The organism is Phormidesmis priestleyi ULC007, from assembly GCF_003003695.1.
GTDB lineage: Bacteria > Cyanobacteriota > Cyanobacteriia > Leptolyngbyales > Leptolyngbyaceae > Phormidesmis_A > Phormidesmis_A priestleyi_A.
On the sequence record NZ_PVWG01000005.1, the window covers coordinates 14,486 to 40,218 of the forward strand.

At 48.8% G+C, this 25,733-nt stretch carries 37 protein-coding genes; 23 read left to right on the forward strand and 14 right to left on the reverse strand.

All coding sequences use genetic code 11. The annotated features are described in order from the left end of the window. Positions 1-42 precede the first annotated feature (42 nt). Both cobQ and C7B65_RS06410 read right to left on the reverse strand, forming a co-directional pair. Positions 43-1,506 (reverse strand): cobyric acid synthase CobQ, encoded by a 1,464-nt coding sequence (gene cobQ / locus C7B65_RS06405; RefSeq protein WP_073070002.1) that lies wholly within the window; start codon positions 1,504-1,506, stop codon positions 43-45. A 66-nt stretch (positions 1,507-1,572) separates the two neighbouring features. After that, a complete protein-coding gene (locus tag C7B65_RS06410; protein WP_073070003.1) occupies positions 1,573-1,977 on the reverse strand; it encodes an Npun_F0494 family protein in 405 nt (134 codons plus the stop codon). A 176-nt stretch (positions 1,978-2,153) separates the two neighbouring features. On the opposite strand from C7B65_RS06410, the gene C7B65_RS29205 reads away from it, so the two are divergent. The 4 genes from C7B65_RS29205 to C7B65_RS06425 all read left to right on the forward strand — a co-directional run bounded on the left by C7B65_RS29205 (position 2,154) and on the right by C7B65_RS06425 (position 6,252). Continuing rightward, the gene (locus C7B65_RS29205) at positions 2,154-2,279 is read left to right on the forward strand and encodes a hypothetical protein (RefSeq protein ID WP_262983525.1); all 126 of its coding nucleotides are present in this window, start codon (positions 2,154-2,156) and stop codon (positions 2,277-2,279) included. A 15-nt stretch (positions 2,280-2,294) separates the two neighbouring features. Then, on the forward strand, positions 2,295-3,212 hold the full coding sequence (locus tag C7B65_RS06415) for an S-layer homology domain-containing protein (RefSeq protein WP_073070004.1): 918 nt from the start codon (positions 2,295-2,297) through the stop codon (positions 3,210-3,212). A gap of 209 nt (positions 3,213-3,421) precedes the next feature. Continuing rightward, a complete protein-coding gene (locus tag C7B65_RS06420; RefSeq protein WP_073070005.1) occupies positions 3,422-5,905 on the forward strand; it encodes a BsuBI/PstI family type II restriction endonuclease in 2,484 nt (827 codons plus the stop codon). A gap of 200 nt (positions 5,906-6,105) precedes the next feature. Next, the gene (locus tag C7B65_RS06425) at positions 6,106-6,252 is read left to right on the forward strand and encodes a hypothetical protein (protein WP_223257306.1); all 147 of its coding nucleotides are present in this window, start codon (positions 6,106-6,108) and stop codon (positions 6,250-6,252) included. 165 nt (positions 6,253-6,417) lie between these two features. Here C7B65_RS06425 and C7B65_RS27705 read toward each other — a convergent pair whose 3' ends face one another. Continuing rightward, positions 6,418-6,555 carry a hypothetical protein gene (locus C7B65_RS27705; RefSeq protein ID WP_181314350.1) on the reverse strand — a complete coding sequence of 46 codons (138 nt, stop codon included), beginning with the start codon at positions 6,553-6,555 and terminating at the stop codon, positions 6,418-6,420. Positions 6,556-6,766: 211 nt separating this feature from the next. Between C7B65_RS27705 and C7B65_RS06430 the strand changes: the two genes are divergently transcribed. Beyond that, positions 6,767-7,705, forward strand: coding sequence for an SGNH/GDSL hydrolase family protein (locus tag C7B65_RS06430; RefSeq protein WP_223257307.1), 939 nt, complete (start codon positions 6,767-6,769; stop codon positions 7,703-7,705). A gap of 49 nt (positions 7,706-7,754) precedes the next feature. Beyond that, positions 7,755-8,774 (forward strand): GH25 family lysozyme, encoded by a 1,020-nt coding sequence (locus C7B65_RS06435; RefSeq protein WP_073070006.1) that lies wholly within the window; start codon positions 7,755-7,757, stop codon positions 8,772-8,774. A gap of 95 nt (positions 8,775-8,869) precedes the next feature. Here the strand turns inward: C7B65_RS06435 and C7B65_RS06440 are convergent, their stop codons facing one another. The 8 genes from C7B65_RS06440 to C7B65_RS06470 all read right to left on the reverse strand — a co-directional run bounded on the left by C7B65_RS06440 (position 8,870) and on the right by C7B65_RS06470 (position 13,337). Further along, entirely contained in the window at positions 8,870-9,091 is a 222-nt protein-coding gene (locus C7B65_RS06440; RefSeq protein ID WP_073070007.1) for a hypothetical protein, read from the reverse strand. Between the two features lie 280 nt (positions 9,092-9,371). Then, positions 9,372-10,565, reverse strand: a complete 1,194-nt coding sequence (gene dxr, locus C7B65_RS06445) for a 1-deoxy-D-xylulose-5-phosphate reductoisomerase (RefSeq protein ID WP_073070008.1) — start codon at positions 10,563-10,565, stop codon at positions 9,372-9,374. A gap of 63 nt (positions 10,566-10,628) precedes the next feature. Then, complete coding sequence (locus C7B65_RS06450; protein ID WP_073070009.1) at positions 10,629-11,813, reverse strand: IS110 family transposase; 1,185 nt, start codon at positions 11,811-11,813, stop codon at positions 10,629-10,631. Positions 11,814-12,053: 240 nt separating this feature from the next. Beyond that, positions 12,054-12,338: a hypothetical protein gene (locus C7B65_RS06455; protein ID WP_073070010.1), complete on the reverse strand. Its 285-nt coding sequence runs from the start codon at positions 12,336-12,338 to the stop codon at positions 12,054-12,056. Next, positions 12,335-12,598 carry a hypothetical protein gene (locus C7B65_RS06460; RefSeq protein WP_143162012.1) on the reverse strand — a complete coding sequence of 88 codons (264 nt, stop codon included), beginning with the start codon at positions 12,596-12,598 and terminating at the stop codon, positions 12,335-12,337. Before C7B65_RS06460 ends, C7B65_RS06455 begins: the two co-directional genes overlap by 4 nt. Then, complete coding sequence (locus tag C7B65_RS06465; RefSeq protein ID WP_073070012.1) at positions 12,573-12,779, reverse strand: hypothetical protein; 207 nt, start codon at positions 12,777-12,779, stop codon at positions 12,573-12,575. Before C7B65_RS06465 ends, C7B65_RS06460 begins: the two co-directional genes overlap by 26 nt. After that, on the reverse strand, positions 12,772-12,945 hold the full coding sequence (locus C7B65_RS27710) for a hypothetical protein (protein ID WP_181314351.1): 174 nt from the start codon (positions 12,943-12,945) through the stop codon (positions 12,772-12,774). Before C7B65_RS27710 ends, C7B65_RS06465 begins: the two co-directional genes overlap by 8 nt. Before the next feature lie 128 nt (positions 12,946-13,073). Beyond that, on the reverse strand, positions 13,074-13,337 hold the full coding sequence (locus tag C7B65_RS06470) for a hypothetical protein (protein ID WP_073070013.1): 264 nt from the start codon (positions 13,335-13,337) through the stop codon (positions 13,074-13,076). 209 nt (positions 13,338-13,546) lie between these two features. Here C7B65_RS06470 and C7B65_RS06475 point away from each other — a divergent pair, with 209 nt between their 5' ends. Next, positions 13,547-13,924: a hypothetical protein gene (locus C7B65_RS06475; RefSeq protein WP_073070014.1), complete on the forward strand. Its 378-nt coding sequence runs from the start codon at positions 13,547-13,549 to the stop codon at positions 13,922-13,924. Positions 13,925-14,034: 110 nt separating this feature from the next. Here C7B65_RS06475 and C7B65_RS06480 read toward each other — a convergent pair whose 3' ends face one another. Next, positions 14,035-14,484 carry a hypothetical protein gene (locus C7B65_RS06480; protein ID WP_106253955.1) on the reverse strand — a complete coding sequence of 150 codons (450 nt, stop codon included), beginning with the start codon at positions 14,482-14,484 and terminating at the stop codon, positions 14,035-14,037. 66 nt (positions 14,485-14,550) lie between these two features. Between C7B65_RS06480 and C7B65_RS27345 the strand changes: the two genes are divergently transcribed. Then, positions 14,551-15,006, forward strand: coding sequence for a hypothetical protein (locus C7B65_RS27345; RefSeq protein WP_143162014.1), 456 nt, complete (start codon positions 14,551-14,553; stop codon positions 15,004-15,006). Positions 15,007-15,071: 65 nt separating this feature from the next. Further along, positions 15,072-15,401, forward strand: coding sequence for a hypothetical protein (locus C7B65_RS06490; protein WP_073070017.1), 330 nt, complete (start codon positions 15,072-15,074; stop codon positions 15,399-15,401). On the opposite strand, the gene C7B65_RS06495 is transcribed toward C7B65_RS06490, so the two are convergent. After that, entirely contained in the window at positions 15,398-15,949 is a 552-nt protein-coding gene (locus tag C7B65_RS06495) for a tyrosine-type recombinase/integrase (RefSeq protein WP_073070018.1), read from the reverse strand. The genes C7B65_RS06490 and C7B65_RS06495 overlap by 4 nt on opposite strands. Before the next feature lie 211 nt (positions 15,950-16,160). Between C7B65_RS06495 and C7B65_RS06500 the strand changes: the two genes are divergently transcribed. From C7B65_RS06500 to C7B65_RS06565, 14 genes are all read left to right on the forward strand, one after another. Beyond that, complete coding sequence (locus tag C7B65_RS06500; RefSeq protein ID WP_073070019.1) at positions 16,161-16,466, forward strand: hypothetical protein; 306 nt, start codon at positions 16,161-16,163, stop codon at positions 16,464-16,466. Further along, positions 16,466-19,213 (forward strand): hypothetical protein, encoded by a 2,748-nt coding sequence (locus C7B65_RS06505; RefSeq protein ID WP_073070020.1) that lies wholly within the window; start codon positions 16,466-16,468, stop codon positions 19,211-19,213. The genes C7B65_RS06500 and C7B65_RS06505 overlap by 1 nt, the downstream gene beginning before the upstream one ends. 3 nt (positions 19,214-19,216) lie before the next feature. After that, the gene (locus C7B65_RS06510) at positions 19,217-20,047 is read left to right on the forward strand and encodes a hypothetical protein (protein WP_073070021.1); all 831 of its coding nucleotides are present in this window, start codon (positions 19,217-19,219) and stop codon (positions 20,045-20,047) included. 132 nt (positions 20,048-20,179) lie between these two features. Beyond that, on the forward strand, positions 20,180-20,722 hold the full coding sequence (locus C7B65_RS06515; RefSeq protein ID WP_073070022.1) for a hypothetical protein: 543 nt from the start codon (positions 20,180-20,182) through the stop codon (positions 20,720-20,722). Next, the gene (locus C7B65_RS06520; RefSeq protein WP_073070023.1) at positions 20,722-20,949 is read left to right on the forward strand and encodes a hypothetical protein; all 228 of its coding nucleotides are present in this window, start codon (positions 20,722-20,724) and stop codon (positions 20,947-20,949) included. The genes C7B65_RS06515 and C7B65_RS06520 overlap by 1 nt, the downstream gene beginning before the upstream one ends. Further along, positions 20,931-21,431, forward strand: a complete 501-nt coding sequence (locus tag C7B65_RS06525) for a hypothetical protein (protein WP_143162015.1) — start codon at positions 20,931-20,933, stop codon at positions 21,429-21,431. Before C7B65_RS06520 ends, C7B65_RS06525 begins: the two co-directional genes overlap by 19 nt. Beyond that, complete coding sequence (locus C7B65_RS06530; RefSeq protein ID WP_073070025.1) at positions 21,428-21,778, forward strand: hypothetical protein; 351 nt, start codon at positions 21,428-21,430, stop codon at positions 21,776-21,778. Before C7B65_RS06525 ends, C7B65_RS06530 begins: the two co-directional genes overlap by 4 nt. Positions 21,779-21,780: 2 nt before the next feature. Further along, positions 21,781-22,089, forward strand: a complete 309-nt coding sequence (locus C7B65_RS06535) for a hypothetical protein (RefSeq protein ID WP_083582748.1) — start codon at positions 21,781-21,783, stop codon at positions 22,087-22,089. 4 nt (positions 22,090-22,093) lie between these two features. Then, the gene (locus C7B65_RS06540; protein ID WP_073070026.1) at positions 22,094-22,405 is read left to right on the forward strand and encodes a hypothetical protein; all 312 of its coding nucleotides are present in this window, start codon (positions 22,094-22,096) and stop codon (positions 22,403-22,405) included. Beyond that, a complete protein-coding gene (locus tag C7B65_RS06545; protein ID WP_073070027.1) occupies positions 22,405-22,614 on the forward strand; it encodes a hypothetical protein in 210 nt (69 codons plus the stop codon). Before C7B65_RS06540 ends, C7B65_RS06545 begins: the two co-directional genes overlap by 1 nt. A gap of 12 nt (positions 22,615-22,626) precedes the next feature. Next, positions 22,627-23,856 (forward strand): hypothetical protein, encoded by a 1,230-nt coding sequence (locus C7B65_RS06550; protein ID WP_073070028.1) that lies wholly within the window; start codon positions 22,627-22,629, stop codon positions 23,854-23,856. Then, on the forward strand, positions 23,853-24,158 hold the full coding sequence (locus C7B65_RS06555) for a hypothetical protein (protein ID WP_073070029.1): 306 nt from the start codon (positions 23,853-23,855) through the stop codon (positions 24,156-24,158). The genes C7B65_RS06550 and C7B65_RS06555 overlap by 4 nt, the downstream gene beginning before the upstream one ends. Before the next feature lies 1 nt (position 24,159). Beyond that, positions 24,160-24,357, forward strand: a complete 198-nt coding sequence (locus tag C7B65_RS06560; protein ID WP_073070030.1) for a hypothetical protein — start codon at positions 24,160-24,162, stop codon at positions 24,355-24,357. A gap of 117 nt (positions 24,358-24,474) precedes the next feature. Beyond that, positions 24,475-24,669: a hypothetical protein gene (locus tag C7B65_RS06565; RefSeq protein ID WP_073070031.1), complete on the forward strand. Its 195-nt coding sequence runs from the start codon at positions 24,475-24,477 to the stop codon at positions 24,667-24,669. On the opposite strand, the gene C7B65_RS06570 is transcribed toward C7B65_RS06565, so the two are convergent. Then, entirely contained in the window at positions 24,639-25,691 is a 1,053-nt protein-coding gene (locus tag C7B65_RS06570; RefSeq protein WP_073070032.1) for a glycerate kinase, read from the reverse strand. The two genes, C7B65_RS06565 and C7B65_RS06570, sit on opposite strands and share 31 nt — an antisense overlap. Between the last annotated feature and the right edge of the window lie 42 nt (positions 25,692-25,733).

A 25,733-nucleotide genomic window follows, 5' to 3' on the forward strand; every position in this document is an offset into this window, starting at 1 on the left:
ATGGCATCACCCTGCAAGTAACCAAGATTATAGTTTGCGATCTTAAGGCAACACAGGCTTTAAATCGAGGTGTGGCTCGACTGCATCGGCTAACTGATCGAGCAACAGTTCTCGCTGTTCACGATAGTTAGGAACGCCTGTCGGCAAAGACCCCAAGCCACGCTGCTGACGCAGGCGATTTAACCAGGCACGTCGCCAAGGGCCATTGTCAAAAATGCCATGCAGATAAGTGCCCCAAATCGAATGAGTCTCATCGATCAACCCCAGATTTTGGTCATCAAATAAAAACTGAGTGCCTTCGGGTTCGATCAGGCGTGTGCGCCCCTGGTGAATCTCGTAACCTGAGACAGGCAGCCCCTCTTGAGGAAAGTTAGACGTGACGTTGCGCTGGCGGGCAACTTTTTGCCCCGCAATCACGGTTCTGATCGGCAGCAGCCCTAACCCGCGATAGCGACCTTCTTGACCTTCGATGCCTTCGGGGTCTGCCAAAATTTTGCCCAACATTTGATAGCCGCCACAAATGCCCAAAATGGTGCCACCCGCCGCCGCATATTTTTGCAGCTCTTCTGCCATGCCAGATTTGTGGAGCGCGACGAGATCAGCGATCGTTGTCTTCGAGCCGGGAATAATCACCGCATCAGGATGACCCAGCGATTGTTTTGGGTGAATATATTTGACCGAAACGCTAGGCTCTGCTTCGAGCGGGTCAAAATCAGTAAAGTTGGAGATGCGCGGCAGACGCACCACCCCGATCGTCAATTCACCACTCGATGTCTCTTGGCGATCGAACAAACTCAGCGAGTCTTCAGCCGGAAACGCAGTATCTAGCCAGGGAATCACCCCCACCACCGGAATTCCCGTCCGTTTTTCTAGCCAGTCAATGCCCGATTGCAGCAGCGATCGCTGTCCGCGAAACTTGTTGATAATCACCCCTTTAATCAACGCCCGCTCATCGGGATCGAGCAGCTCAAGGGTGCCAACCACATGGGCAAAGGCTCCACCGCGATCGATGTCTACCACTAGCAGAGTCGGCGCATTCAGGTGTTTAGCGACTCGCATGTTGGTCAGATCACGATGCTTGAGATTGATCTCAGCCGGACTGCCTGCCCCTTCACAAATTAGAAGATCAAATTCTTCGCCCAGACGACGCAGCGACTCTTCGATCGCTTGCCATCCCTGGTCAAAAAATTTCTCATAATACTCGGCGGCTCCGATTTTGCCGATGACTCTGCCCTTCAGCACGACTTGAGAGGTCATGTCTCCCTGCGGCTTCAGCAAGATCGGATTCATCTCAACCCACGGCACCACACCCGCTGCCCATGCCTGAACTGCCTGAGCATAACCAATCTCGCCCCCATTTGCCGTGACGTAGGAGTTGAGCGCCATGTTTTGCCCCTTAAACGGAGCCACTCGCCAACCCCGCCGAGCCAAGATGCGACACAGGGCTGCCGTAACCAGCGATTTTCCAGCGTGGGATGTGGTTCCCACCACCATGATGGCTTTCATGAAACACCTCTAATACTGGGGGGGCAAAGCAGCATAATGTCTAAACTCCGGGTAAGGAGACTCTTTTTAGAAGGGCAATCGAAACCAGCGACTCAAAGCATTGTGGAAGCGATCGCTCCAACTAGGTTGCAGGTCAGTGCGTCCTGAGTTGTACCACCTGGCGACTAGTTGATGACCCAGGGGCGTGAGACGAAAGCTGTCAGTCAGACCTTGACCATCGACTTCTCGTCGGAGCAGCCCGACTTGGATCAGCCACAGCAGTTCACCTTCGGCTATTATCTCAGTCACAGCACGCTTGCTATATTGGTGCCGTATGCCCAAGATGCCCGCAACTGCTAGAAGTGAGACACTTTTGGTGAGCATTGTGGCATAGAACTTTAACCGGAAGGGCGCACACCGAACGGCTCGCTCTGCTCGATCGAGGGTTTTTTGAGAATAACGAATCGATGAATGAGGCGTGATGGAAGTCATTCAACACGAGGGGCCAGAACCCAATCAATAATAGGTTAAAAAATACAAACACATTTAACATTCTATGGGCTTTCTTTACCAGTGTGGGAGCTATATGGCAAGCTAACCGTGATTTCTTTTACACCAACTTAGTTTAAGTGACCGATCCGCGTGAAAGCGCAGGATGGTGTAGGGGCATGACATATCGTGCCCTCTCTCTAGATGCTGAACCCCAAAAACCGTTGCAAGATCTCTCAGAGATTTGCGATCGCTCTATCGCTCTTGAAGAATTTGCTTTAGGATTTGGACAAAGAATTCTTTAACTGGTGTAACTCGACATGACTTCTCCCCCTGAACCGCCCCCTTCTCGAAGAAAGCTTGATACCGATGAATTGATCGCCATCTTGGTGGCGTTTGGCAGCATTGGCGCAATTCTCTTTTGGGCGATCGGACGATCAGACCCTAAATTTAACCTTTCTTCAACGTCTGGAGGGCTAATTTCCCCGTCTGCCTCGGTGCCCAGACCGGGTGTGACCAATGCTCCAGGCGTGAATCCTCCCATTGCCGCAATCCCATCTCCATCTCCCGAACTAATTACACCCGACAATGTTCCTAACGTTGTCCCGGTTCCGGTGCCAATCCCGACTCCGCCTACTCAAGTCTACTCAAGTCCCCCTCCACAAGTGACTGCATTCTCAGACGTTCCGACGGCTTATTGGGCGGCTCCCTACATTGCAGAATTGACCCAGCGCGGCGTTTTAGGAGGGTTTCCGGGTGGAACGTTTCGACCTGATAAACCCGTCACACGAGCCGAGTTTGCAGACATTGTTAGCAAAGCGTTTGACCAAGCTAAAACTCGTCCCGCATTGCAGTTTCAGGATATTGCATCTACTCATTGGGCCAGTGGCTCGATCGAGACCGCCGTGCAAACCGGATTTATGAATGGCTACCCCGGTGGGGTGTTTCGGCCCAATCAACCGATTCCGCTCTCTCAGCTTCAGGTGGCTCTGGTGACTGGCTTAAATCTACCCGCCCCAGCAAATCCTGCCCAAATTGTCGGCAAATATGCGGATGCTCAAGAGGTGCCGAAGTGGGCAGTTGATAAAATTGCCACCGCGATCGAGGCTGGGTTAGTGCCTAGCTACCCGGACGATAACAAGCTGACCCCCAACCGCAACGCAACTCGTGCTGATGCTGCTGCGTTAGTTTATGAGGCGTTGGCAAAGCAAGGCAAGGTCAAGCAAATCCAGAAGTAACTAACCCGAAGTTTTGGAGAATCCCGAAACCGTGAGTGGCGATCCAGAGTTGCCAGGGTTTGTGCTGCGGATGGCAAGAATTTGGTGAAGCGATCGCCTCTCTAGAAGCAATCCGTGGTCAAGCAATCAACCGTCAAAGGTAAACAAGTACAGAAGTACTATGCGACGGTTCTGTGGTATGTCCTCATAGCTGGCACCAAATCGACAGTATGACCACCTTCCTTACAGACTCCACAGATATTACTAGGATTCATTTTGCCTCAAAGTTAAGCCTGAAGCAGCGCAGTGAGTTGGGTCAGTTTTTGACTCCTGCTCCAATCGCTCGTTTTATGGCAGGACAATTTAGCAATCTGGCAGGTCATGTCAGATTACTAGATCCTGGAGCGGGGGTTGGATCATTAACCACCGCTTTTGTAGAGCGACTATTAATCAGTTCTGATAAGGTTGAAAGCTGCTTTATAACAGCATATGAAGTTGAGCCAATTTTCCTACCATCTTTAAAGCAAAGCCTTGCGGAGTGCTGTATAGCTTTAGAAAACAAAGGAATTAAAGCAAACTATTGTTTATGCGAAGAGAGCTTTATAGAAGCTGCTGCCGAAGTAAATCTACCCCTCTTTACTCGATCTCCTATTAGTTTTACTCATGCGATTCTAAATCCTCCTTACAAGAAGATCAGCAGTCAATCAATTGAAAAGAAGATTCTTTTAAGTCTTGGAGTCGAAACTGTCAATCTTTACAGTGCATTTGTCTGGCTTGCGATGTTACAGGTTGCTGAGGGTGGAGAGATCGTAGCTATTACGCCAAGAAGCTTTTGTAACGGCACGTATTTTCGTCCTTTTCGTAAAGCTCTTCTGGCAGAGATGGGGCTTGGGAAAATTCATGTATTCGAGAGTCGTTCAGCAGCTTTTGCAGAAGATAACGTGCTACAAGAAAACATTATTTTTCAGGCTACTAAAACAAAGCTTAAACCTGATTTTATAGAAGTCACTAATAATTCTGGAAATGCCTTAGGTGAATTTTCAGAAAAGAGACTTGTTCCTTATAGCGAAGTTATTGAAACCAGCGACTCTGAGCAATTTATCCATATTATTACAAACTCTCTTGAAGATGCGTTGAGAGTGCAGATGGATAAGTTGCCCTGCACCTTAGATGAGCTCAGTTTAGAAGTGTCAACCGGCCCAGTTGTAGACTTTCGCCTCAAGTCAGCTTTGAGGAGTTGTTTGGATGAGAAGAGCATCCCGTTGATTTACCCAGAATCAATGAAGGCAGGGGAAATTTCGTTTCCACCCAAGAATCCTCGGAAGGCGATCGCAATTGAACCAAACCAGGAAACACAGAAATGGCTGATTCAGAGAGGTTGGTATGTTTTAACAAGGCGTTTTTCTGCTAAAGAAGAGAAACGTCGCGTTGTGGCTGCTGTGTGTTCTCCTATGAAGGAACCATTACTAGGCATAGAGAATCATCTCAACTACTATCATGCCAAAGGTGAAGGTATGAATCCTGATCTTGCACGGGGTTTAGCTGCATTTCTGAATTCAACGCTATTCGACAACTACTTCCGTCAGTTCAGCGGTCACACACAAATCAACGCAACAGATTTGCGTAGAATCAAATACCCTCGTAAAGATGATTTAATTTCTTTGGGAAGCCAAGTCGATGACTCTATATCCAATCAAGAACGACTTGATGAGCTTGTCCATAAAGCTCTGTCAATTATGAGCGAAGTAACCAATGCAATTCAGGCTAGTAAACGCATTGAAGAGTCCCTTGTGATTCTCAAGGATGTTTCTGCTCCGAGGGAGCAGCAGAATGAACGTTCAGCACTTTGCTTACTGGCATTGGCAAACGTTCTACCTGAAACTCCTTGGAGTCAGGCGACAGCCCCAAGGCGCGGAATTACCGAAATGATGGATTGGTTTCGTGATTACTACGGTAAACAATACGCACCCAATACACGCGAAACAGTACGACGACAAACAATGCACCAGTTCGTGCAGATAGGGTTAGTGATTGAGAACCCTGATCGCCCCGATCGACCCATTAATAGCCCCAAGTGGTGTTATCAACTTCATCAACAAGCACTCTCCCTTCTTCAATCGTATGGCTCTGAACAATGGGAAGAGGCTCGTGAGAATTACGTTGTTTCAGTCAAAAACCTGTTGCAGGATAGAGAGCGAAATATATCGATGATTCCTGTTAATTTGCCTAATGGTCAGGCAATCCAGCTTTCATCGGGTGGACAGAACATATTGATAAAAGACATCTTAGAGAAATTTTGCCCCCGATTTACGCCAGGAGGCACGGTACTATATGTGGGCGATGCTGGAGATAAATTTATCGTTAACGAAACTCAGAAGTTTCGAGAAATTGGGGTTCAACTAGACCCCCACGGTAAGATGCCGGATCTTGTAGTGCATTATAAAGGGCAGGACTGGCTGGTGTTGGTAGAAGCCGTAACTAGCCACGGTCCAGTTAATTTAAAGCGCCATAATGAATTGAAGCGACTTTTTCAGTCAAGTAGTAAGGGGTTGGTCTTTGTGACTGCTTTCCCAAGCCGCAAGCAAATGACTCGATATCTTGCTGAGATTTCTTGGGAAACAGAAGTTTGGGTAGCCGACCAACCGGATCACATGATTCATTTCAATGGAGAGAGATTTCTCGGACCCTACGAAGAGCCGGAGAATCGTTCTTGAAAATATCGGTTGTGACAGTACACCTAACCATTAAATGCGCTGCAATGGACAGGCGAAACTTTTTAGCAATGATGGAGAAGTCACAGACTGCCGTTGAGCTTCACCATAAGGTGGGTGGTTGCCGTAGCAAGGCGCTTAAATGGAGATGGTTTTCTTATTACGGCATATCAGACCGATGCGATGAAGGAGGGTCAAACCGAATGGCTCAAATAAAGGTGTTTTACGAACCTGAGACTGAACTGTTAAGCGTGTTCTGGCAGAATCCAAGAAAAAATCAGATTGCCACAGAATTGGGTGATGGAGTCATTTTGCTCAAGGATGGAGTAAGCGGTGAGCCAATTGGTTAGAGGTCTTGTCTTGTCATCCCGGAGATGCTCGTTTCGATGCAGTTAGTGTTGAGCTAGGTTAATCGAACTGAATGCAGCCAGCTAACATCCTTTGGATCAGATTGCAAAAGAGGGAGAGTTTGTCAGCGAATCCTTCCTCTTTTGCAGTCGATCGATCGTCAAACGCTAGAAAACATAAGCTGACTTAAGTGCCCACAAAATCAATACTGCAATGCTTCCTAGAATGACGATCGCAGATGCGGTGAGAGCAGCAGCGCTATCTGCACCCTCGAATTTCATGATGCCGCGATTTAAGTCTGACATGGTGGGAAATCCTTTTGAGTGTGGTGTAGAAAGTTGTAGATCCGCCTCTACGGTAGTCAAGAAAAAGCAGTTTGTTACGATTTCTAAAGCATTATTTTAGCTTTTGTTTTTGATAAGTGTCCGTAATGTCGTCCTTTCCTGAGACTTTAAGAATACGATCGCTCAATCTCACCTCACACGCCAAGATAGAAAGGCAATTTTATAGACATCGATGCTGATGAAACTTGTGCTGCTGATCGGGGGGATTCTCATCGTCGTATTGATTTTTTTAGAGGTTTTTCTACAGTTAGCGTTTGGGTTTGGCAATCCCTTACTATATGAGAGCGATCGTCAAATCGGCTACCTGTTAACGCCTAATCAAAATGTCCGTCGTTTCGGCAATCGCATTCAAATTAACCAACACTCAATGCGAAGCGGCGTTATCTCTGCAACTCGTCCCGACTCAACGCTGCGGGTTTTAATGATTGGAGACTCGATCGTCAACGGTGGCTGGTGGACTGATCAAAAAAACACCCTCTCCGAAGTGCTGACCGCGCAATTAAAAGCATTCAAATCGGGTTCTGTCGAAGTTCTCAACGCCTCTGCTAACTCCTGGAGTCCTCGTAACGAGTTGGCGTATCTTCAGCGATTTGGACTTTTTCAGGCGCAGGTACTTGTGCTGGTGATCAATACCGATGATTTATTTGCGACGGCTCCAACTTCGCTTCCTGTGGGGCACGATCGTAACTATCCCGATCGTAAACCGCCATTCGCCCTTGCAGAAGTGGTTAGCCGCTACCTTCTCCCGGCTCCGCCAATGTCAGAAGCGTTGCAGGCAGTACAGGCAGAAAGTGGCGATCGAGTCGGCATCAACTTAGAGGCGATTCGTCAAATTCATCAACTCTCTGATCAAAACAACGCTCGATTCTTGCTCGTCATGACCCCGCTGTTAAGAGAACTTGAACATGCTCCAAGAGACTACGAACTTGTTGCCCGTCAGCGTTTGTTAGACCTGACTCAAACAGAATCGATTCAATACATCGATTTCTTAACGGTTTTTAGTGCGGGAGTCAAAAAGCCGAAAGATGTTTACCATGATCACATTCATCTCAACCTGGCAGGAAATAAACTAGTGAGTGATTGGATCAGCAAAACGCTTCACGAATCTTAAAGCTCACCACTGAATCAGTCAGATAACCAGCATTTTGGAGGAACGGACTATGGCTTTAGAAGGGATTGATGTCTCTACTTATCAAGGCGATGTTGATTGGGCAACGGTTGCAAATCAAGGCATTCTCTACGCGTTTGCAAAGGCAACTGAGGGCGCAAGCAGCACCGACCCGTCCTTCACTCGCAACTGGACGAACATGAAAACTTTTGGCGTTGTCCGGGGTGCCTATCACTTTTTTCGGCCTGCTAAAGACCCGATCGTGCAAGCCAATAACTTCTTGCAGTTGGTCAAAAACAGTTTAGAAGCGTCCGATTTGCCGCCCGTTTTAGATTTAGAAGTGATGGACGGCTTAGATGCCCCAACGGTAATCAATAACGCTCTTAAATGGATCTCAGCGATCGAAACCGCTACTGGAAGAAAGCCGATCGTCTACACCTATCCTTCATTTTGGGAAGATAAGCTGGGTAACCCAACCCAGTTTTCTAACTACCCACTCTGGATTGCTAACTTTGGGACGCGCACTCCCTCTCTTCCGAGTGCTTGGCGAAACTGGGCATTCCATCAATACTCAGAATCCGGGAAGCTACAGGGCATTCAGGGCAATGTCGATCTCAACCAATTTAATGGCACCCTTGATGATTTGCAAAAGCTGTTGAAGGGTAAGGTTCCGCTGCGAGTTGGCTCTAGAGGGCAAGTGGTGCTGGAGTTACAGCAATTCCTTAAAGCCAATGGTTTCGACCCAGGTACGCCCGATGGAGCATTTGGCGCTAAGACAAAATCTGCGGTTGTGAGCTACCAGCAAGCAAAACGCCTCGCCCCCGATGGCATTGTTGGAGCAGCCACTTGGACAGCCCTGCAATCGACTTCTCAACCCACTCCAACCCCTATACCCACTCCAAAGCCGACTCCTGCCCCCGCACCCACGCCAGTGCCAGCAGGTATCAGTTTAGTCAGTGTTGCTAAAAACTATCGATCGCTGCCTCACCAAGATCAAGCACTCAACTGGTTACAAGGACAAATTCCTCAAGAGGTGATCGAGGGGTTTGCCAAGCGCTGGCGGCAGATGTAGTTTAGATTTTGGGTTTTGGAGGTTTTGTTGCTGTCTGATAGTTTTTCAGAAAACCCAGCTAGAACCATCCAAAATCCAAAATCTAATATTATAATTTATTGCTCTTCCGCGTTTAAGTCTTGTCGCCAGCAATGCTCTAGCAGATGCAACTCCGATCGCAACCAGCAATGCTCTAGCTGCTGAATGTTGTGATATCGCCAGAATCGACGTGGACGAGCAAAAAAGGGTTGAGCAGGGTGAAAAAGTGGTTGATTGAGATAGGCCCAGAGAGGAAAGCGAGGAGCTCGACTGTCTTCTGTGTGGAAGCGATCGTTCATGTCAATAACAATAACTAAACGGCTGATTGCGAGCTTCTGCCAGAATCACGGCTAACCTGGCAGAAGATTGCGGTAGTGGTTCAGGGATCTGACACCTACCCAAAGAGTGATTTTTAGATCACCAATCAGCCAATCAGTATGGCACTGATTCATTTAGTTTTGGGAAAAGAAAGCGTTACTTTGTCAAGGTTTTATGGTTTTCTTGGCAAAATATTAGAGAATTCACCTATTTGTAAACTTCGATTGAGAGAAGACAGATTCTTTAAAGGAAGATTTGGCGCTATTTCACCATAAAGTACTTTCGATCGCCGCTTTCTTGACTAGCGGTTAATAAATCCTGTCTTGCCCATTCGTCAGCCGCCAAAATATCGTCTAGGCATGGAGTTGCTTGATTTTGAGACTGGTAGTGATCGCAAGTCTGCTCAATCAATCGAGGAATGTCTAAAAAGCGAATCTTCTCATCTAAAAATAGGGCCACAGCTTGTTCGTTTGCGGCATTCAGAACGGCAGGTAAACAGCCTCCAGCGCGACCTGCGGCGTAGGCAAGTCCCATGCAAGGATACTTTTCGTGATCGGGTTCTCTAAAGGTGAGATTGCCTGCTTTAACGAGGTTTAACCGCTCCCAGTTGGTGGGGAGACGATCGGGGTAAGACAGCGCGTAGAGCAGTGGCAGCCGCATATCTGCCCAACCCAGTTGAGCCAGCACTGATGTGTCTTGCAGTTCGATCAACGAGTGAATGATGCTCTGGGGATGAATGACAATCTCAATATCGTCGTAATCTAGGCCAAACAAATAGTGGGCCTCGATCACTTCTAAGCCTTTGTTCATCAGGGTTGCAGAGTCTACAGTGATCTTGCGACCCATCGACCAATTGGGATGTTTGAGCGCGTCGGCAACCGTGACATCAGCTAGTTTTTCGACTGCCCAATCTCTAAACGCGCCGCCCGAAGCCGTTAATAAAATCTTTCTCAGTCCGCCTTTTGGGACTCCCTGCAAACACTGGAAAATCGCAGAGTGTTCTGAATCTGCGGGCAGGAGTTTCACGCCATGCTTTTCTACCAACGGCAAAACGACCGGGCCACCCGCAATCAGCGTTTCTTTATTTGCTAAAGCGATGTCTTTGCCTGCTTTGATCGCGGCGATCGTCGGCAGCAATCCCGCACATCCCACAATGCCAGTCACGACGGCTTCGGCATCGCCATATTGGGCAACCTCAACGACTCCGGCACTTCCGGCTAAGAGAATGGGCTGCGGATCGAGATCAGCGATCGCCGCTCTCAATTCGGGTAGTTTGTCTTCATCACAAATGGCAACAATTTCAGGATGAAACTGACGGATTTGTTGGGCGAACAGTTCTACGTTGCGTCCTGCTGCCATGCCGACGATCCGAAACTGATCGGGATATTGGGCAACAATATCGAGGGTTTGAGTCCCAATTGAGCCAGTTGAACCAAGGAGGGAGATTGCTTTCACGATCGCTGATCCGGTGACACTTTAGGATTATCTTACTCTGTAGTGAAATCTACTCAATAAAAGCTACAGAGTAATGAGGTCATGAAACAACATCGTGATCATTCTACGAATGACTCGCATCGATCGCTGATCACCCTTTCCAGGGTCAAGATGTTTAAGTTCACCTTTGACGATCGCATCTGTTCCATTTTCGTAGTAGTGCCTGAGTTTTTGAATGGTAGGTAGCTCTAGATTTGGATCAATGATGATGGCCATCGTGCACCATCGCCACAATGCTCGACGGATATCGCTTCTTCCGCCTGCTTTTTCTCCTTGAGTTCCGCCTGATTGGTATTGCACCATGCCGACTCCTAGAGCCAGTTTGAAGCTGGCTAGGGAGCGATATCGTTTACTACCTTCAATGCGCTCAATAATGGGTTTTCCATCCGCTCCTAAAAATTGGCTGATGGGATAAATTACCCCTAAAAGTGCGGCGCTCGTGCGATCGCCGATTGCGTAACGGTCGAAGACTTGCAAATAAGGCTGAAACTCGTCTCTCTCCATCTCTTGCGCGATTTCTTGCTCAATCAGAAACTCTCGCTCTTCAACCAGAATTAGCTGGTGAGCAAGTCCTTGGCTAAAGCTGCTAATTCCCGTTCCGATCGAGGTCGATAAGATTTTTTCCCATTTTGCGGATGGATTGCCGATCATGGCTCTTAAGACTCCTGGTGGATTCTGAGTCAGCCAGTTGCGATTGATCTGTTTTTGAGCAATTTCGGGGCACTCGTGGGCAAGCTGGAGACGCAATCGAGCCACGATCGGATTACGAATCCGCGTCAGGCTTTCCAATTGGTGAACTAGATCTCGCAAGCGGCTCGAAACGCCTCGAATAAAGAACTGTGGACGATTCCACCGCTCTAATCCGTAGCAGGCAAGCGCGATCGCGTCGAGGCGATCTGACTTGTTAAAGACTTTCCACGATTCTCGATAATTGGCAATTTCCCGATGCCCCACCCAGCGCACTTCTCGACCCGCTTGAATCAGATGATGGGCCCAGATTTTGGAGTAGTGCGCGCCTGTTGGCTCCATCAGTGCCCCATCAAACGGTAGGGCAAGTAACTGAGTAATGCCTTCACGATCGGCGGCAAACTCTAACTTTTTAAATCCCTGCTTGAACCGTTTTAAATCGGGCGGAATTTCCGATAGAATGCACACTGAAATTGAGGATCGACTGATGTCAATCCCGGCGACGGTGATATTGGTTCCCATTAGTTGATCCTTAATCTCTGAAGACCCGCAAGTAAGGCATTACCGCGAGTCCATACTTCTGTTAAATCGGTTTGGGAGGGGCAATCTGGAAGACCTGTAAGATAATAAGTCCCCTTTTTCCAGAGACCCTTAATCTCTGAAGTCCGTAGACCCTTAAGGTTTTAAGTCCCCAGATTGCGCGATCGGCTTTGGACACCTACCGCGACGGGTCATGCAGTCACAACCCGTTTCGTCTGTGTGTCAGGCAGACTCATCAGGCGTTGCTGGTCGATCGGGATTGACTTCGATTCGCGTTCCACCGTATCCACGGCATCTCTGGTGCTCGATCGCCTCGATGACCTCCTCCACTTGCGAGTCGCTCATCTCCTGAGTGTTCTGGTAAGCCAGGGTTGCAACTTGCCCCATCCAAAACTCAGGGGAGGAATCTGTTTGCTGACTGAGGGCAATCACGGCAAGCGTCGTCATCCTCGTGTGGTAAACGAGTTCGCGCTTGACATTGATCGGTAGGGTTCTAAAGTCGATCATGCTGACTCCTCTCGATAAATCGGTTCTCCATCAATCCAGCCGATCGGCACTTCAAGGCGGTTGCTAGGGGGAATGAGCGGCGGGTCATCTCCGTAAGCTTGCTCCAAGTCAGCAGCGATCGCTTTTAACCGGATCGCGACCTCGATCGGGCGATCGAACTCTAGAATCCCTGCCAAAATGCCTCCAACTTCAGTCAAAACGTGGGCTTGCCATTCCGTCAGTCGGTAGCTCATATCAGTGTTGGTTAGTGGCTCTGCCATCGTGTTGATGGGCGATGTTGCGCCCGATGTATTCGATATTAAAAGCGGCATTGGGATATCTGGCTGATAGCTGAGAAATGCAAGCCATCGCCTCTCGGTGGCGGGCAAAATCACCCGCAACCGATTTAATCACGCCTCTAGAACCTGACCACCAGACACGCCATAAAGCATCACTACTCATGGCGCATTCCTCCGATCCAAATCATTTCAAATTGGGCGTTTACCGTGTGCTTTCTCAAATCTTTGAGGCATTTTTGAGCGTCGATCGTGAGAATAAAGCGATGTTTGAGCAGGTGACGGCATTCTGGGGTGATACAGAGAATCCCCCATCGGGGTTGAGTTTCCATGTTTAATCTCCTTAAGTGAAAGAGGAAAGGACGATCGACGGCTCAAGGACAGTGAGTGGATCGATCGCCCAAACTTTGAGGAAAGGACGGTGCCTCCGCAGCATTAGTGAGTTCAACCGTCCAAACTTTTAGCCCGCTTTTGCCGCGTCTAGCCTTTCGTCTAGAAGGTCAAGGAGACTGAGGGCACGACCAAGGGGAAGGTGTTTGAAGAGTTCAAGAATCTGTTCTTCCATCTCTTCTGGGGTCAAAGGCGGCATTGGTAACTCCTTAATCAAGACTTTTTGCCGTTCGGGGAGGAGCTGGCGGAAGAGGTCGGTAATCTGTTGTTCGGTGTTTTCTGGGTTCATAAGATGTTCGGGAATAAAGAGTGAATGCCAAGCATCAAAGCTCATAGGTTTTCAGGAAGGGTTGACAGGCTTGAGTGGCACAATCCTGTACAGACGAGTCTGGTGTAATGGCGATTACGATCGCTTGTGATCCACTCCAAGACAATAAGATTGTACCCCTAATATAGGAAGAGTGCTACTATCAGGGGAACAATATAATTAAGGGTGTGGATCAAACACACTTCTTTCATTGCGGGTACAATAGGAGGAATACAATGTCTAAGACCAATGCCAAAAGCCAAGCACAATCAACACGGGGAACTGAAAAGCGCAGAACTGAAGGTACGGATAAGTCCGACAGCGAAGGAGGGGTTACAACGTCTAGCGAAGAATCTGAACCTGTCAGTGGGCGAATTTTTCGAGCGGCTGGGGCGGGGACAGTTGGAGGAATTATTGGGGGAATTGTTACCCGGATGATTCAAGAGAAGCAAGAACGCATCCGGGAAGCGAGAGAGTGTATTGAGTGGTATCAGCGAGAGGAAGCCAGACGGCTTGACGAACTTGCTGATTTACAGCAACTTGCCGAACAAATGCAGCCCGAAACGGAAGACTCTGAAGAAGGTTCTGAGGGCGATCGTGAAGTGGAGGCGTAAAACGCTATAGCTTGAGTGGGAAAGCTAAACTTACGTCTCTTTAAAAACAACAAACCCCGCACAGCTTAAATTATGTGCGGGGTTTTCTATATTTAGCTTGGGCGATCGCGTTACTGCTGGCTTGCCTGAACGTGATATGAGTATGCCTCCATACAAGTTGCTGGGAATTTCTCGAACCCTGACTCAACGTCGGACATAAGTTCCTGTAAGCCTTCCAGGTAGGTGACTTCCTGCTGCTGTTTTCTCTCGTGCTTAGTCAGTGCCCTCGAAATTCCCATTAGTTCAGTTCGCGGCTCTATGCACTTTGCCTCAAGCTGGTTCAGCAATTCAGCATAGGGTCTAACCACTTCTGGCTGCTTAGAGTCTTTACCATCCAGACTCGCTAAAGCCACTTCTGGCAGTAATCCTGATTGTTCAAAGCTTGCAACGGCTTTGTCTAGCTTAGTTCTCGACTGTTGATAGCGAATTCCTACCAAAACAAAATTGATGCAGGTCATGACGATAATGGCGATCACCATTTTGCCCATCAGCCCTTCTAGTCGTTGTCTAAAGTTGTTCATGGTCAGTTCAATTAACGTCTCTTGCTTCAGCGTTCCCAACGCTCAACCGCTCAGAGCAAATTGGCTATGAATCACTGCACTCACCCCCGCGCGATCGCAGGTCTCGACGGCACCTGGTGCCCCGATTGCCATCAAACATTTCCTTCAGTGCCCTCACTCCATCAGCAATTCAAGAATTCCGCCTCGCAACAAGTCCGTAAACTACAAGCTTGTAAATCCATTCCGTCAGTACCCTTAGAAACTCGTGACGAGATGATCCCATCAATTCCGTCAGTCTTCCCAGAGGGTAAGGTGTGGATGAAAACGCGCCCCTACCGATCGCGCGGTGCCCTCTACTACAAATTTGCCTGGGGCATCGGCAGCGCGATCAAGCAAAACATTCACATTCCCGGCGGCTGCACCGATAGCCCGATTTCGACAGCCCGACGGGAAATGGTCGATCACTGGATTGAGTTGGGGCATTCACCCGGTCAGATTGTGGGGGCGATCGGCAAGTGGAGACGCAAACCGACCCTGAACTAGTACACTTGACACCCTCAGAAAACTTTCACATCCTAAAAAGATATAAAAAATCGCTGTGAAAGACCATGAACTACCAACAACTCTCACTCATCGAAAGCGCCGAAACCCCTACTACGCCGTTGCTTACGGAGCGTCCCCCGCGTTCCGTTAACGATTTAGCTTCCGGCTTCACCCACAAGATCTATGAGGTTCCATCGCGTGGGCACCGCTATTATCGCTATGTGGTCAATAGTGGTCACGAAGTCATTCAATCCCTGTCCATTCCCGGCGGCAACACGACCAACAAAATCGCTCAAAAACGAGCTAAGTTAGTGCAGGAATACCTCGATCGCGGGGTTTGTCCCAGCGACATTATCAACCTGATTGGGAGCTGGCAACTAAGAGACAAGCGCTAGAGCATGGCCGCGATCGCCGCCACTTCCGAGTCACTCACCTCGATATACCGTTGCAGGTTGCCTAAACTGGCATGACCTGAGAGGGCTTGAATTTGTCGGATTCCTGCCCCCGATCGTGAAAGCGTCGTCAAACTCCCTCGCCGGGTGGAATAAGTCGAAAATCCTCGCAGCCCTAATTTCTCAAACACCCGGCGCAATCCCTTGTCGTAGGCAGAAAAGGTGAGATGCCCTGCTCGACCGGGAAACAAATAGCCCTCCGATGGAGCGGAATAGGCTTTCAGTTCTTGTCTGAGCGCCGTTGCGATCGGCACCTCACGCGTTTTCTTATCCTTGCGAGTCCGTGCCGCGATCACCATTTTCTCTAGGGGCACCCGTGCAGATCCATACACGTCACTCACCTGCAATTGCAAAATTGCCGAGGGTCGTTCGGTCGTGTACCAACACAGGGCAAAAATCAACCGATGTGAATCATTTTTGATTTCACCCAACACTTTCTGAAACATCTCTTTTGTGAGTGCTTCCGCTTGACCACACCGATTAATTTTCATATCTCACTTTTGTTCTAGGAAGCGGCGAATCTAGGAACTACCCTTGCTTGCAGCATTCCCACTTTCTCCGCGTCCTTATCTCCGTAAGATTCCTAGACTTTCACTCGTGTCTCACTTTTGTCTAGAAGTGGGATATTTTTAGTGAAGTCGTTCGTGTTACCACTTTTGTTAATCAGGGAATTACTGAAGGAGTGAACTTAGGTAATTTTTTATGACTGCCATCACTATCGCTACTGACATTCCTAGCTCGATCGTCACCCTTGAACAGCTCCACGCCTGGAGTGGACTGACTCTCGATCGCATTAATCCCTCTCTCGCCGTCCTAGAAGCTGAAAACCTCGCCCAATTCGTGATGCAAACAGGCATTTTTTCGGCTGCGGACAATTCTAATCGATTGCTGGTTCGCTCCTCGTTTGCGATCGATCCCGACTTCATCAGCAATCGCACAAAAAAACTATGGATGTTCACAAAAGAATTTTCTGGTGTGTCCATTCCCCAAGCGTTTAAAGAGAACTAATGGCAAGCCCTAGCGATTTTGATCAACTAGCGGCGCGGGCGAAGTTTCAGAAAATCTACGATTTCAAGCCAGCCGCACAGCAAAGTGATGGCTATTTTCGCCCCAAATATCCACCGCCACCGCCTAAAGTCGCACCCAAGGAAATTAACGATAGTTGGATGCGTGCCGAGCGGCGGATTGATCAGGGCTTCAACACCCCGCGACCGCTTCAGAATAATCCCAACGTCGATCGCTCTCTAGTGCCGGGGCAGAAAATCTCACCGGGCGGTGGCGGTGCCAATCCAACCGCACCGCGAACGCCAAACTTCTTAGAGCGGGGACTCAACCGACTGACTGGGGAGAGTCCAGGCGCGCAGGTGGGGAACCGTAACCCCATCACCGCGAACCCGATTACCGGACCCCTCTCCGATCGTGTGGCCAGGAGTTTAAAGGGCCTCGCTAATCCCGTTTCTTATATACCGGGATTGGTCGGGGGGCAAGCATCCGATCAAATTAATCAATATGACGAGCGGCTGCGGCAAGATGTGCAACAACTGCTAGAAAAAGCTGGGGTGCCGCGTGCAATAGCGGATGCGGCCTCTAGACTTTACGACACGGGCAATAAACTTCAGAATGGGGGCGAGTATACGCCGGGAGGTCAAGCCACCAATCCAACCCTGGTTAACAAAGCGCTTGACCTTGCCAAGCAATTTGCTGGCCAATCAGGAATCCTCGGGCCATTAAACCAAAGCATTAAAGATAGCGGCATTCCTGACTGGCTTAACCCCTTCAAGGACACCTCAAAAAATGGGGAGAGAACTAATTACCCAAACCCCAGCGACAAGCCCAGCGCTGAATCTAAAGCGTGGTTTCCCAATGCAACAAAAATCAGGGTTTGGTCTCCCAACAACAGGCGGTACGTAACTTACGGAATGCTGTCTTACAGCATCACAGCACTCCCTAAATACAATCAGGGCACGTCACAAAACCCGAAAATGTCAGCTAGAAGTGGCAACTTCACCTATCTCCGAGAGGGGACTGACGATTATATAATCCAGTTCTCTTTTTGGACGTATGCCGATTCTTTCGCGACCTTCAAGGTAGCGCAAGGAAGTTTTAACTGTGAACCCTGGACGCTTGAAAACCTCGGACTCGACCCAACCGTAAAGGACCCCAACCCAGAATCACCCGAAAATATTGTTCCAGAAACCAATCAGCCGTTTTTTCCCCCGCTCCCTAAATATCTAGATGACATAGCGCAACCTTATCCACCAACGATTCTTGACCCAAACGACTTCCGGCATCCCGGTAAACCACCAACACCGCCCACGCTGCCGTCTTGGCCATCTTTGCCACAACTAGATCCACCGCCATTCGACCCCCTCAAGGAAGAAAAAAAAGAGCAAGAAGCGAACCCTGTAGCGCCGATCTTCCCTTCATTCAACCCTACAGACACACCCAGACTGCCCATTCCTCAAGACCCTATTCCGACTCCTCCCACCTTTCAGCCGATTCCACCCACGAACGATCCAACGCCTCAGAACCCTAACCAACGGCTGAACGATCGGGGCATTTTCCCGGCAACTAAAGCGACGATCACACCGACCGTCTCAGGTAGCCCGTTGTCACCCGATGTTGAAATCGGCGGTGACCCCGTTCGCCTGAAGCCGATTAACCCTAAAACCAAACCGATCCCTACCACTGACCCAGACCCAACAGAACAGAAGAAAAAGGATGACGAGAGAACCCTTCCTTTCCCTCTACTCCCCCCCATCTTTCCACGACCGACCGGGCCCACTGGCACGATCGACCCGCAAACGGCTGACGATATCACCAAGAGCAAGAATCCGCCGCCTCCACCTGTGGGCACTAAGCCCAAATGTCAGGACGGCTGTATGGCTGGGCTAGAAACCGGACAGCAATCAATCTTAGACAAGCTGAATGGCAACGGCTTAAACGTTGGGCTGAATGCGGCTGAGTTAGGATTGCTGACCACTATTAACAACAAAATGGGTGATCAGTTGACGGGCGGTCTATCTGGAAAGTTAACCCGGCTGAGTTCATGGCTGCATCTCGATCGAGCACTTAATTTAATGACTTATGCCAACACTCTGCACAATGCTTACTTCTTGAGTTCTGGATTGACACAAACATTGTTCAGCATGATCAGCAATGTACTTGCAGTTGTTGGCATTAAAGACGCTGAAAACAATCCTCTAGATATTGGCTCCGTACTCGGAAAGGCAGCAGATGCTTACGCTAAAACTGTGCTAGGAGTAACAACAGTAGACGGAATCAAAGCGGAATGGAAAAAGTACAGCAGAATCTACGCGGCGGCGGCTAGTCTTTTATGGTCAATGCAATCAATCGGACAATCAATCTTAGGTGCCTTGGAAGTTGTTGGTTCAATGGTTGCGAAAATCGGAAACGCGCTTAGAAAGTTCGGTGCAATCGGTGAAAAAGCATTCGGCTGGATGAATGACACGCCTAACTATCAAAACAGATTCTTTACAGCATTAGAGAAGACAGAAGAGGTTGTTAGTCAAATAGATCAAGTAGCAAGTGAAGCGCTATCAATCAAGGACACTGTTGATCAGATAGGAGTACAAAAGAAAGAGTTAGACGATGCGCTCAAACAAAATGAAGAGAGTAAACAGGGTAAGGAATTATCAGAAGCCGCAAAACTGAAGACTGACGAAACGAAAAAGAAAACAGATAGTCAACCGCCGATTGTCCCTCCTACAGCCGAGAAGAAGCCTGAGAACTAACCTATGCCACTACCCGTTGATTTCAGTTCTTGGGAACATTTACAGTCCACAATGATGCAGGTACAAAACCGCATCGTTAGAGAAGAGTTTAATGATTTAGGCGATGAAAGTTGGGACGATGATATCACCCAACCTAGAGGTAGTCTGAGAGTCGCTTCTACGCTAAGAGATAATGACTCTGCGATCGAAACACTCAATAAACTGTTGTTCTTTTATGTTGTTCTTAGAAAAGCAGCAGACTTACAGGCTCCGATCTACGGTATTCCCGTCACCACTTTCCAAGATTCTGTTAAGTTCCTTCCTCAAGTGCGATTGTTCTTCTTGGAGGATTCAAGTCAAGTTGAAGAAGGTTACAGTCCGGTTGAGGCTGAGATCACATTCAGAGTGATGAATGAAACGAGCGAATCAATGACAGAAGCAAAGGCTAAAGTTACTGCTAATAAAATTAAAACTTTGTTCTGTGCGGGTAACGGTTTTGCCTGGAAAAAAGGACGCGAATTGTGGATGTATAAAGAGCCAGCTAAAGGCTACAATTTGCAGCTTTACGCGTGGAATGAAACAGAGGCGAAAAAAGTTATTGAACAGATTTTAGATGTTCAAAGCGACACTCCAAACTGGGAGAAACATTTAGAGGGCACGACGAAGAAAAAGACCTTCCGCACTATCCCGGCTTCCAGTCGGATTTACGGAAAGGTCAGACGGGAGGCAAGAGAGCGCCCGATCGCCACAGTTCGGTTTCGCTATGCAGAGCTAAAAATACATGGACTGCCCAACGATGTGCAGCTCGTCGATCGGACTGGCTTCCGCCACAACCCGTTAGTCAAGGCAAACTAGTCGCTTTTCCCAAAATTGCCAAAAAGTGACTGGAACCCTTAGGGTTCCGGGTGCGAAAAATGATGCAAAACGCTTGCTGCGAGGGCATCACTAGAACTATCGAGCTAACTCATCCACAATCCTTTTATTTCTATGAGCACCCGCAAGACGGTTTTACAATTACAACGGCAGCTAGACGAGGCGAAACGCCGCGCTGCTTACGTTGCCCCTCAGCGAGAAGAAGGCGCAGCTACTCAGCGACGCCCTAAGAGCGCCATCAAGTACGGTTGCACCTCCGCCCCTAGCACTGACTTTACAATTCAAGGCTCTAAAGCTGGCATCATCTTTTTTGGCGGTGAAGCGGCATTAGGACTGGCTGACGCAGGCTCTGATCCGACTGCACCCAAAGGCTTTCACCCGAATCGGATTTACGCAATGATTTCCGATGCTTCGCCTCAAGTCGTGAGAGCAAAAGCGAGTAATCGGGCCTACACTCGATACGCTCGTGGCACTCGTGGCAGCAATACCCAGAGCACGTTTTCGGCTCCGATTAGCGACATAACGACTCCGACAATGGCATCGGTTCGCGCCAAGTTTGGCACCGTTGCCAACTCCAAGAAAGATGAAGTCGGCGGTTCTTACGGGCGCATCTGGTTCGAGCCGGAACGCCTCCCCCTAGTCGAAAGCGGTAACTAATGAAAGAACTGCTACTCGCAACGCCCGCGCTCTGGTATCCAGGGCAGAGTGAAACGGAGTGGCAAGAAGAGGTTGATGCGATGGTCGAACGGACATACATTACAGCCGCGTTCATGCGGGGTGAAGTGTATGTCGATTCCTTTTTGGATTACCTCGCTGAGACCTATGCCGACCCGCTTGAAGTGGCTGATAGCTGGGATGAGGAGCTGTGCTTAATCTCAATCTAAGCAATGCTGGCTCCTGGCGGCTTGTCTATTCCCAGTTGCACGTTGGTAATCCTGAAGCCCGTAAAACTCGGTCAGCGATGATCGACATTATTGAAATCCCCGTAACCATTCCCGGCAGGATTTTGGCAGTAGGGGCAAGCTACATCGCGGCTCCTCCCACTTGGCACGTTGCAGGCTACTTCTATCAAGAGGTAGGAGGGGTGGCTTTAGATGATGCGCTAGTTTTTCCGGGTGTAGGCGGCTCCCCCACGGCCGTACTCGATGCCTCGAAACGGCGCATTGTGCTCAACACGATCGAGATGCACGTCTTTACGCGCTTCGCCACAGAACACCGCTATCGATTTGAAGCGATGCGATGGATTCCGCGCCTGACTTTGGTGGTGTGGGAATACATCGGAGCCGAAACAGACAGTACAGAAGACCTATTGCAAACCGTCCGTGTCGATTTGGCACGAGTCGAATTTAAGGTGAATCAATTATGACGATGATGAATATTGCAGGTTTGAGTCAGAATTTGCCCGATGAAGCCATTACTTGGGCAGGGTTTGGCGAACCCGTGCGGTTAAATTTCACTTTGCTTTCAGGCGAGTCTTTAACGCCTGAATCGAGTGCACTGGAAGCGATGACTAAATTGCTGAACGGACTCTATCAGCAACAGATCGAACTGAATCAGGTTCGCGCACAGACTGGGTTAGCGCCGATCGCGGTTGTGACTCGGACGGTAGACACCAATGCTGATGGCAACCCGATCGTGACTTTGGCGCTCTCGCTTGAAATTGATCTGAATGCCTCCCTGAATAATCTGATTGATCCCACAGATGAGGGCTAATCATGCCACTTCACTCAGACCAGGCGGCGGCTTCTAGCGGGCAGCAGGTGACGGAGGTGTTGAAACGGGCGATCGCGACTTCAATCACGTCCAAACTCATGGCACCTGCCAAAGAGAGGAAAGGACTAACGATTTTTAATCACAGCACGAGCGCTCTCTATATCGACTTCGGAGCTTCGGTTTCGCTGACTGATTTTGCCGTTCGCATTCCATCCGGCGGGTATTACGAGATGCCGTTCGTCGTCTCCACAGACGTACGGGGCATCTGGGAGCAAGGGCAAGGCAAAGCATTTATTAGGGAGATGATTTAATTTAATGGCTCTTTTCAACCCCACGGCGATCGCGGCTCCATCAAGCAGCGCGGCGATCGGAACACCCACAACCGTTGCATCTGCAATTACCAGCAATATTCTTCTAGCGACAAATGCAGCTAGAAAGGGATCGACTATCTATAACAGCAGTACTTCAAGGCTCTATATTTCCCTTGGCTCTGTCGCGACGGCGGCGGCGTTTACAGTACTGCTAGAGGCGGGGGGCTACTATGAAGTACCCTTCTGGTTTACGGGCAACATTCATGGGATCTGGACAACGGCAAACGGCAACGCTTTGGTCACGGAGTTGACGTAATGCCCGTTAGTAATCCGGCTCAGACATCGACGATTCCAAACTTGCAAGAATACATCGTGGATTCTGTAGCTCAAGCGCTGCAATCCTCGGACATCACCATCAATTACGATGACGCTGCCGGGGTGATTCAATTAGCGGCACCTCCGACCGTAGCGGGTGACTGGGACGCGATCGATGCGACGGTATGGGATGCCCTACAGACCACGTAAAACGGAGATCTAATGCCTGTCAATGTCGATAATATTGCCTCATTGAAATCGGTCGGTGCCAATACAAAGAAACTACGCTGGGTTGATTCTGAGCGATCGTGGTTTCAATCCGATCCAAGCGCTACGAACCCAGGCGATGATGTCAATATCGTTGCTCCCAACACTGGATCGGGTCGATGGCTTAAGCAGTTCTCCGTCAACTCGAATAATCAAGGGCTGATCTGGCAGTCTGTCACCGCAGAAACCACCCTTTCTGCTAACTCTGGCTATTTTGTGGATTTATCTGCGAGTAGCGGGAACGTCGATCTCACTCTTCCCTCGTCACCCGTGGCGGGGCAAGTGATCAGCCTGATTTATATGGGTGCGACTTCTTTGCTTAAAAAGGCGATCGTGCGGCGCAATGGCAAACTGATTAGTTCAGGCGCGATCGACCTACAGATCTACACACAAAATCAACGCCTCACCCTGACTTATGTCAGCGCTGCGGTGGGTTGGTTTCCAGAGAGTGCAAGACCTTTAGAGTTCTTTCAAGCCAGTGCTATTTTCACGCGCCCCGCGACTACAACCGTTGCTCAAAATGGCATCCTCAACTATCTAGGCACCAACTTAAACACGGGCAGTTATTTAAATCCATTCGTGCTTAGCACCAACCCGCTTCGACCCAGACGCGCTATATTTTGCGCTCGATTGGCGTGGACTAATGTGGGGACAGCTATTTTGATGGCTGATAAAAGTACCACTGCTACTATTGCAAATCGAGCTGATCCGGCGGCTGATTCTGCTAGTTTTTTCATTCTCTTCTACAACTCGGAAACCAAAGCACCCATTCAGATCAAGCTGAGTTCTCTCTATATTCAATTTGCGAGTACGGGGGGAGTCTACACCCCTAAAACTTTCAATATTCGAGGAGCCAAGAATTTAGGGGTAAACCTTGCTTTGTCGGATGTAGAGGCAAAAATTGCCTCTGCTCAGTCCCTTTTACCTCAGCAAGATTCCAGGATTCTGATTTCTCCTGAATGGGTCAGCCTAGCAACCTTTACGGATGCCAACAGTGGGCTTAGTGGCAACTATTACGGCAACTCAGGAGCCAACGCTACAGTGAGCAAATTTTACGATCTGAATGCGGCTGATTTTTATCCGGCTTATATGATCACCTCGCTGCCTTCAGTGGTGAATGGCACGGCATTCGAGGGGTGGGAGATCAGGCAGATGGAACTCTATGGGGAGGTGATCGCAGCATGAATCCCCAATTTGATACGAAAACTCTCATCTCACTTGCTACTTTTCTGGCTGGTGCCGGATCGGCCGTATGGGGAATGGTGCGCTTCTATGCGGATGGCGAAAAGAAGCGCTATGCAGCAGAGCGAGATTTTACGCATCTGAGAAATAATCAGGATCAAATGAGGCAATCCATTCAGGAGCTGACAAAGGAAATCGACGAACTGAGCGACGACATGAAAACCCTCACAGCAGTGTTTAACGTTATGCTGGCTCAACGAGGGGAAAGTGTTTCGGGTATTTTGGGCTATAAAAAAAGAGATTGAGATGAACCCAGTTCGGCGCATTGATCCATGCGAAGTCGCGATCGTCCGCACGGCGATCCGCGAAACTCTCAGCAACCCAACCTTGATGAGCTATGACAGACGGGCGATCGTGTTAGCGCTCGAAGAGTTGCTGACTGATCTGAAGCAACGGCTGTCGAGCGAGAATTCCGATACATTTGTAGCAATGAAGAATTTGTGAGAGAGGGCGATCGCGCTCCTCTCCCGTGAAATCCTTCTATCTCCACTCAGAGAAATAAGCAACTTTACTAGAGATTAAGGTTTCGTGGCACTCTTAATACGCAGTTTTGCTAACCTTATGTCTTCTTCTAAGCGTCAAAAGAGATCGAACTTGATTTTTTGGTGTGCAGTCTTGGGCATGACCTACTTCAACGCTTTTTCTAGTTTAGATATCGACTCTGGTCTGAGAAATGGGTTAGCGATCGTGCCCATTTTGCTGGGATTGGGACTGGTGCAGTACCTTCAGAAAAAATCGTCTCCCGTTCCGCGATAGACGCTTCCGGGTGAATGATCTGCATTAATTTCAATGACTAAATCGCAAGCTTGAATGAGTGGCGTGATGAATAATTCGGGGTGGAGCGATCGCCAGAAGTATTCAACAAATTCGTCGATTTCTGCATCTGACATACCCGGTTTACCTTGAGCAATCATCTGATGCTCTGCTTGCTTGCGCCACTGCTTACTGAGTCGATAATCAGGGACATGGAGCACAATCAAACGGTCTACTTGCTGCCACAGCGGGAGATAATCGCGTAATCGAGTATTCATATCGTGGGCAAAGGCGCGATCGAGTTCTGTCAAAATTGGTGCAGGTGCCGTTTCAAATAAAGCTGGATCGATCGGACGTGCACCCACAAACCAGCCCTCGAACAGAACAATATCAGCCTTTGAAATCGCTTCTGACTGAGCGCGATCGCCCGCTCCATTCCACAGCGATTTGTCAAAGCGGGGAATGTTTACGGGTGAATGGTTTTGTTTGAGTTGGGTTAATACTTGCAGTCCAAGTTTGAGATCATGAGTTCCAGGAGGCCCACGACGAGCTAAACGTGGATCTTGAGATTGAAGGACTTGGCGATTGGTATAAGTCAAATACAAATCATCTAAAGATAAGCTAACGGTTGAATATCCCAAATGACTCAAAATTAGGGTCAAGATGGCTGTGAGAGTTGTTTTTCCGGTTCCCTGTCCGCCTAAAAATCCTTGAATTAGGGGCTGCATCTGCTGCTTACGCCAATCAGCAATCTGAATCGCCAAGGGCAACCACAAATCCCAAAGAGTTTCATTGAGAGCCGTTTCAAGCTTGAGTTTTTGCTGGCAAAATTTAACAAAATCAGGATAGATTGCTTTAAATAATTGAAGTCTAAAATCAATAATTGGGTTAATATTTTCGGTGGTGATACCAAACGCTTGAGCGCGTTGTTGATCCTGTAACGCTAAAGTTGAAAGAGATAGAGCAATTTTATCGATCGGTTTTTCTTTAATAAGATTCTGCAAAAGTTGACTTAGAGAATCCATAAGATTTAGGGCTAAAAGATGAGCATGAGTCTACTATCATCT

Excerpts from the sequence above, each read along its gene's own strand:
- C7B65_RS06540 (WP_073070026.1), top strand. The coding sequence starts at position 22,094 with ATGGCTCTTTTCAACCCCACGGCGATCGCGGCTCCATCAAGCAGCGCG.
- C7B65_RS06450 (WP_073070009.1), bottom strand. The coding sequence starts at position 11,813 with ATGGGAACCAATATCACCGTCGCCGGGATTGACATCAGTCGATCCTCA.
- C7B65_RS29205 (WP_262983525.1), top strand. The coding sequence starts at position 2,154 with ATGACATATCGTGCCCTCTCTCTAGATGCTGAACCCCAAAAACCGTTG.
- C7B65_RS06415 (WP_073070004.1), top strand. The coding sequence starts at position 2,295 with ATGACTTCTCCCCCTGAACCGCCCCCTTCTCGAAGAAAGCTTGATACC.
- C7B65_RS06495 (WP_073070018.1), bottom strand. The coding sequence starts at position 15,949 with ATGAAAATTAATCGGTGTGGTCAAGCGGAAGCACTCACAAAAGAGATG.
- C7B65_RS06420 (WP_073070005.1), top strand. The coding sequence starts at position 3,422 with ATGACCACCTTCCTTACAGACTCCACAGATATTACTAGGATTCATTTT.
- C7B65_RS06480 (WP_106253955.1), bottom strand. The coding sequence starts at position 14,484 with ATGAACAACTTTAGACAACGACTAGAAGGGCTGATGGGCAAAATGGTG.
- C7B65_RS06535 (WP_083582748.1), top strand. The coding sequence starts at position 21,781 with ATGCCACTTCACTCAGACCAGGCGGCGGCTTCTAGCGGGCAGCAGGTG.
- C7B65_RS06465 (WP_073070012.1), bottom strand. The coding sequence starts at position 12,779 with ATGAGTAGTGATGCTTTATGGCGTGTCTGGTGGTCAGGTTCTAGAGGC.
- C7B65_RS06435 (WP_073070006.1), top strand. The coding sequence starts at position 7,755 with ATGGCTTTAGAAGGGATTGATGTCTCTACTTATCAAGGCGATGTTGAT.
- C7B65_RS06460 (WP_143162012.1), bottom strand. The coding sequence starts at position 12,598 with ATGGCAGAGCCACTAACCAACACTGATATGAGCTACCGACTGACGGAA.
- C7B65_RS06565 (WP_073070031.1), top strand. The coding sequence starts at position 24,475 with ATGTCTTCTTCTAAGCGTCAAAAGAGATCGAACTTGATTTTTTGGTGT.
- C7B65_RS06410 (WP_073070003.1), bottom strand. The coding sequence starts at position 1,977 with ATGACTTCCATCACGCCTCATTCATCGATTCGTTATTCTCAAAAAACC.
- C7B65_RS27345 (WP_143162014.1), top strand. The coding sequence starts at position 14,551 with ATGAATCACTGCACTCACCCCCGCGCGATCGCAGGTCTCGACGGCACC.
- C7B65_RS06470 (WP_073070013.1), bottom strand. The coding sequence starts at position 13,337 with ATGAGCTTTGATGCTTGGCATTCACTCTTTATTCCCGAACATCTTATG.
- C7B65_RS06500 (WP_073070019.1), top strand. The coding sequence starts at position 16,161 with ATGACTGCCATCACTATCGCTACTGACATTCCTAGCTCGATCGTCACC.
- C7B65_RS06430 (WP_223257307.1), top strand. The coding sequence starts at position 6,767 with ATGCTGATGAAACTTGTGCTGCTGATCGGGGGGATTCTCATCGTCGTA.
- C7B65_RS06560 (WP_073070030.1), top strand. The coding sequence starts at position 24,160 with ATGAACCCAGTTCGGCGCATTGATCCATGCGAAGTCGCGATCGTCCGC.
- C7B65_RS06490 (WP_073070017.1), top strand. The coding sequence starts at position 15,072 with ATGAACTACCAACAACTCTCACTCATCGAAAGCGCCGAAACCCCTACT.
- C7B65_RS06555 (WP_073070029.1), top strand. The coding sequence starts at position 23,853 with ATGAATCCCCAATTTGATACGAAAACTCTCATCTCACTTGCTACTTTT.
- C7B65_RS06425 (WP_223257306.1), top strand. The coding sequence starts at position 6,106 with ATGGCTCAAATAAAGGTGTTTTACGAACCTGAGACTGAACTGTTAAGC.
- C7B65_RS06455 (WP_073070010.1), bottom strand. The coding sequence starts at position 12,338 with ATGATCGACTTTAGAACCCTACCGATCAATGTCAAGCGCGAACTCGTT.
- C7B65_RS06545 (WP_073070027.1), top strand. The coding sequence starts at position 22,405 with ATGCCCGTTAGTAATCCGGCTCAGACATCGACGATTCCAAACTTGCAA.
- C7B65_RS27705 (WP_181314350.1), bottom strand. The coding sequence starts at position 6,555 with ATGTCAGACTTAAATCGCGGCATCATGAAATTCGAGGGTGCAGATAGC.
- C7B65_RS27710 (WP_181314351.1), bottom strand. The coding sequence starts at position 12,945 with ATGGAAACTCAACCCCGATGGGGGATTCTCTGTATCACCCCAGAATGC.
- C7B65_RS06505 (WP_073070020.1), top strand. The coding sequence starts at position 16,466 with ATGGCAAGCCCTAGCGATTTTGATCAACTAGCGGCGCGGGCGAAGTTT.
- cobQ (WP_073070002.1), bottom strand. The coding sequence starts at position 1,506 with ATGAAAGCCATCATGGTGGTGGGAACCACATCCCACGCTGGAAAATCG.
- C7B65_RS06550 (WP_073070028.1), top strand. The coding sequence starts at position 22,627 with ATGCCTGTCAATGTCGATAATATTGCCTCATTGAAATCGGTCGGTGCC.
- C7B65_RS06510 (WP_073070021.1), top strand. The coding sequence starts at position 19,217 with ATGCCACTACCCGTTGATTTCAGTTCTTGGGAACATTTACAGTCCACA.
- C7B65_RS06570 (WP_073070032.1), bottom strand. The coding sequence starts at position 25,691 with ATGGATTCTCTAAGTCAACTTTTGCAGAATCTTATTAAAGAAAAACCG.
- C7B65_RS06515 (WP_073070022.1), top strand. The coding sequence starts at position 20,180 with ATGAGCACCCGCAAGACGGTTTTACAATTACAACGGCAGCTAGACGAG.
- C7B65_RS06440 (WP_073070007.1), bottom strand. The coding sequence starts at position 9,091 with ATGAACGATCGCTTCCACACAGAAGACAGTCGAGCTCCTCGCTTTCCT.
- C7B65_RS06520 (WP_073070023.1), top strand. The coding sequence starts at position 20,722 with ATGAAAGAACTGCTACTCGCAACGCCCGCGCTCTGGTATCCAGGGCAG.
- C7B65_RS06530 (WP_073070025.1), top strand. The coding sequence starts at position 21,428 with ATGACGATGATGAATATTGCAGGTTTGAGTCAGAATTTGCCCGATGAA.
- C7B65_RS06475 (WP_073070014.1), top strand. The coding sequence starts at position 13,547 with ATGTCTAAGACCAATGCCAAAAGCCAAGCACAATCAACACGGGGAACT.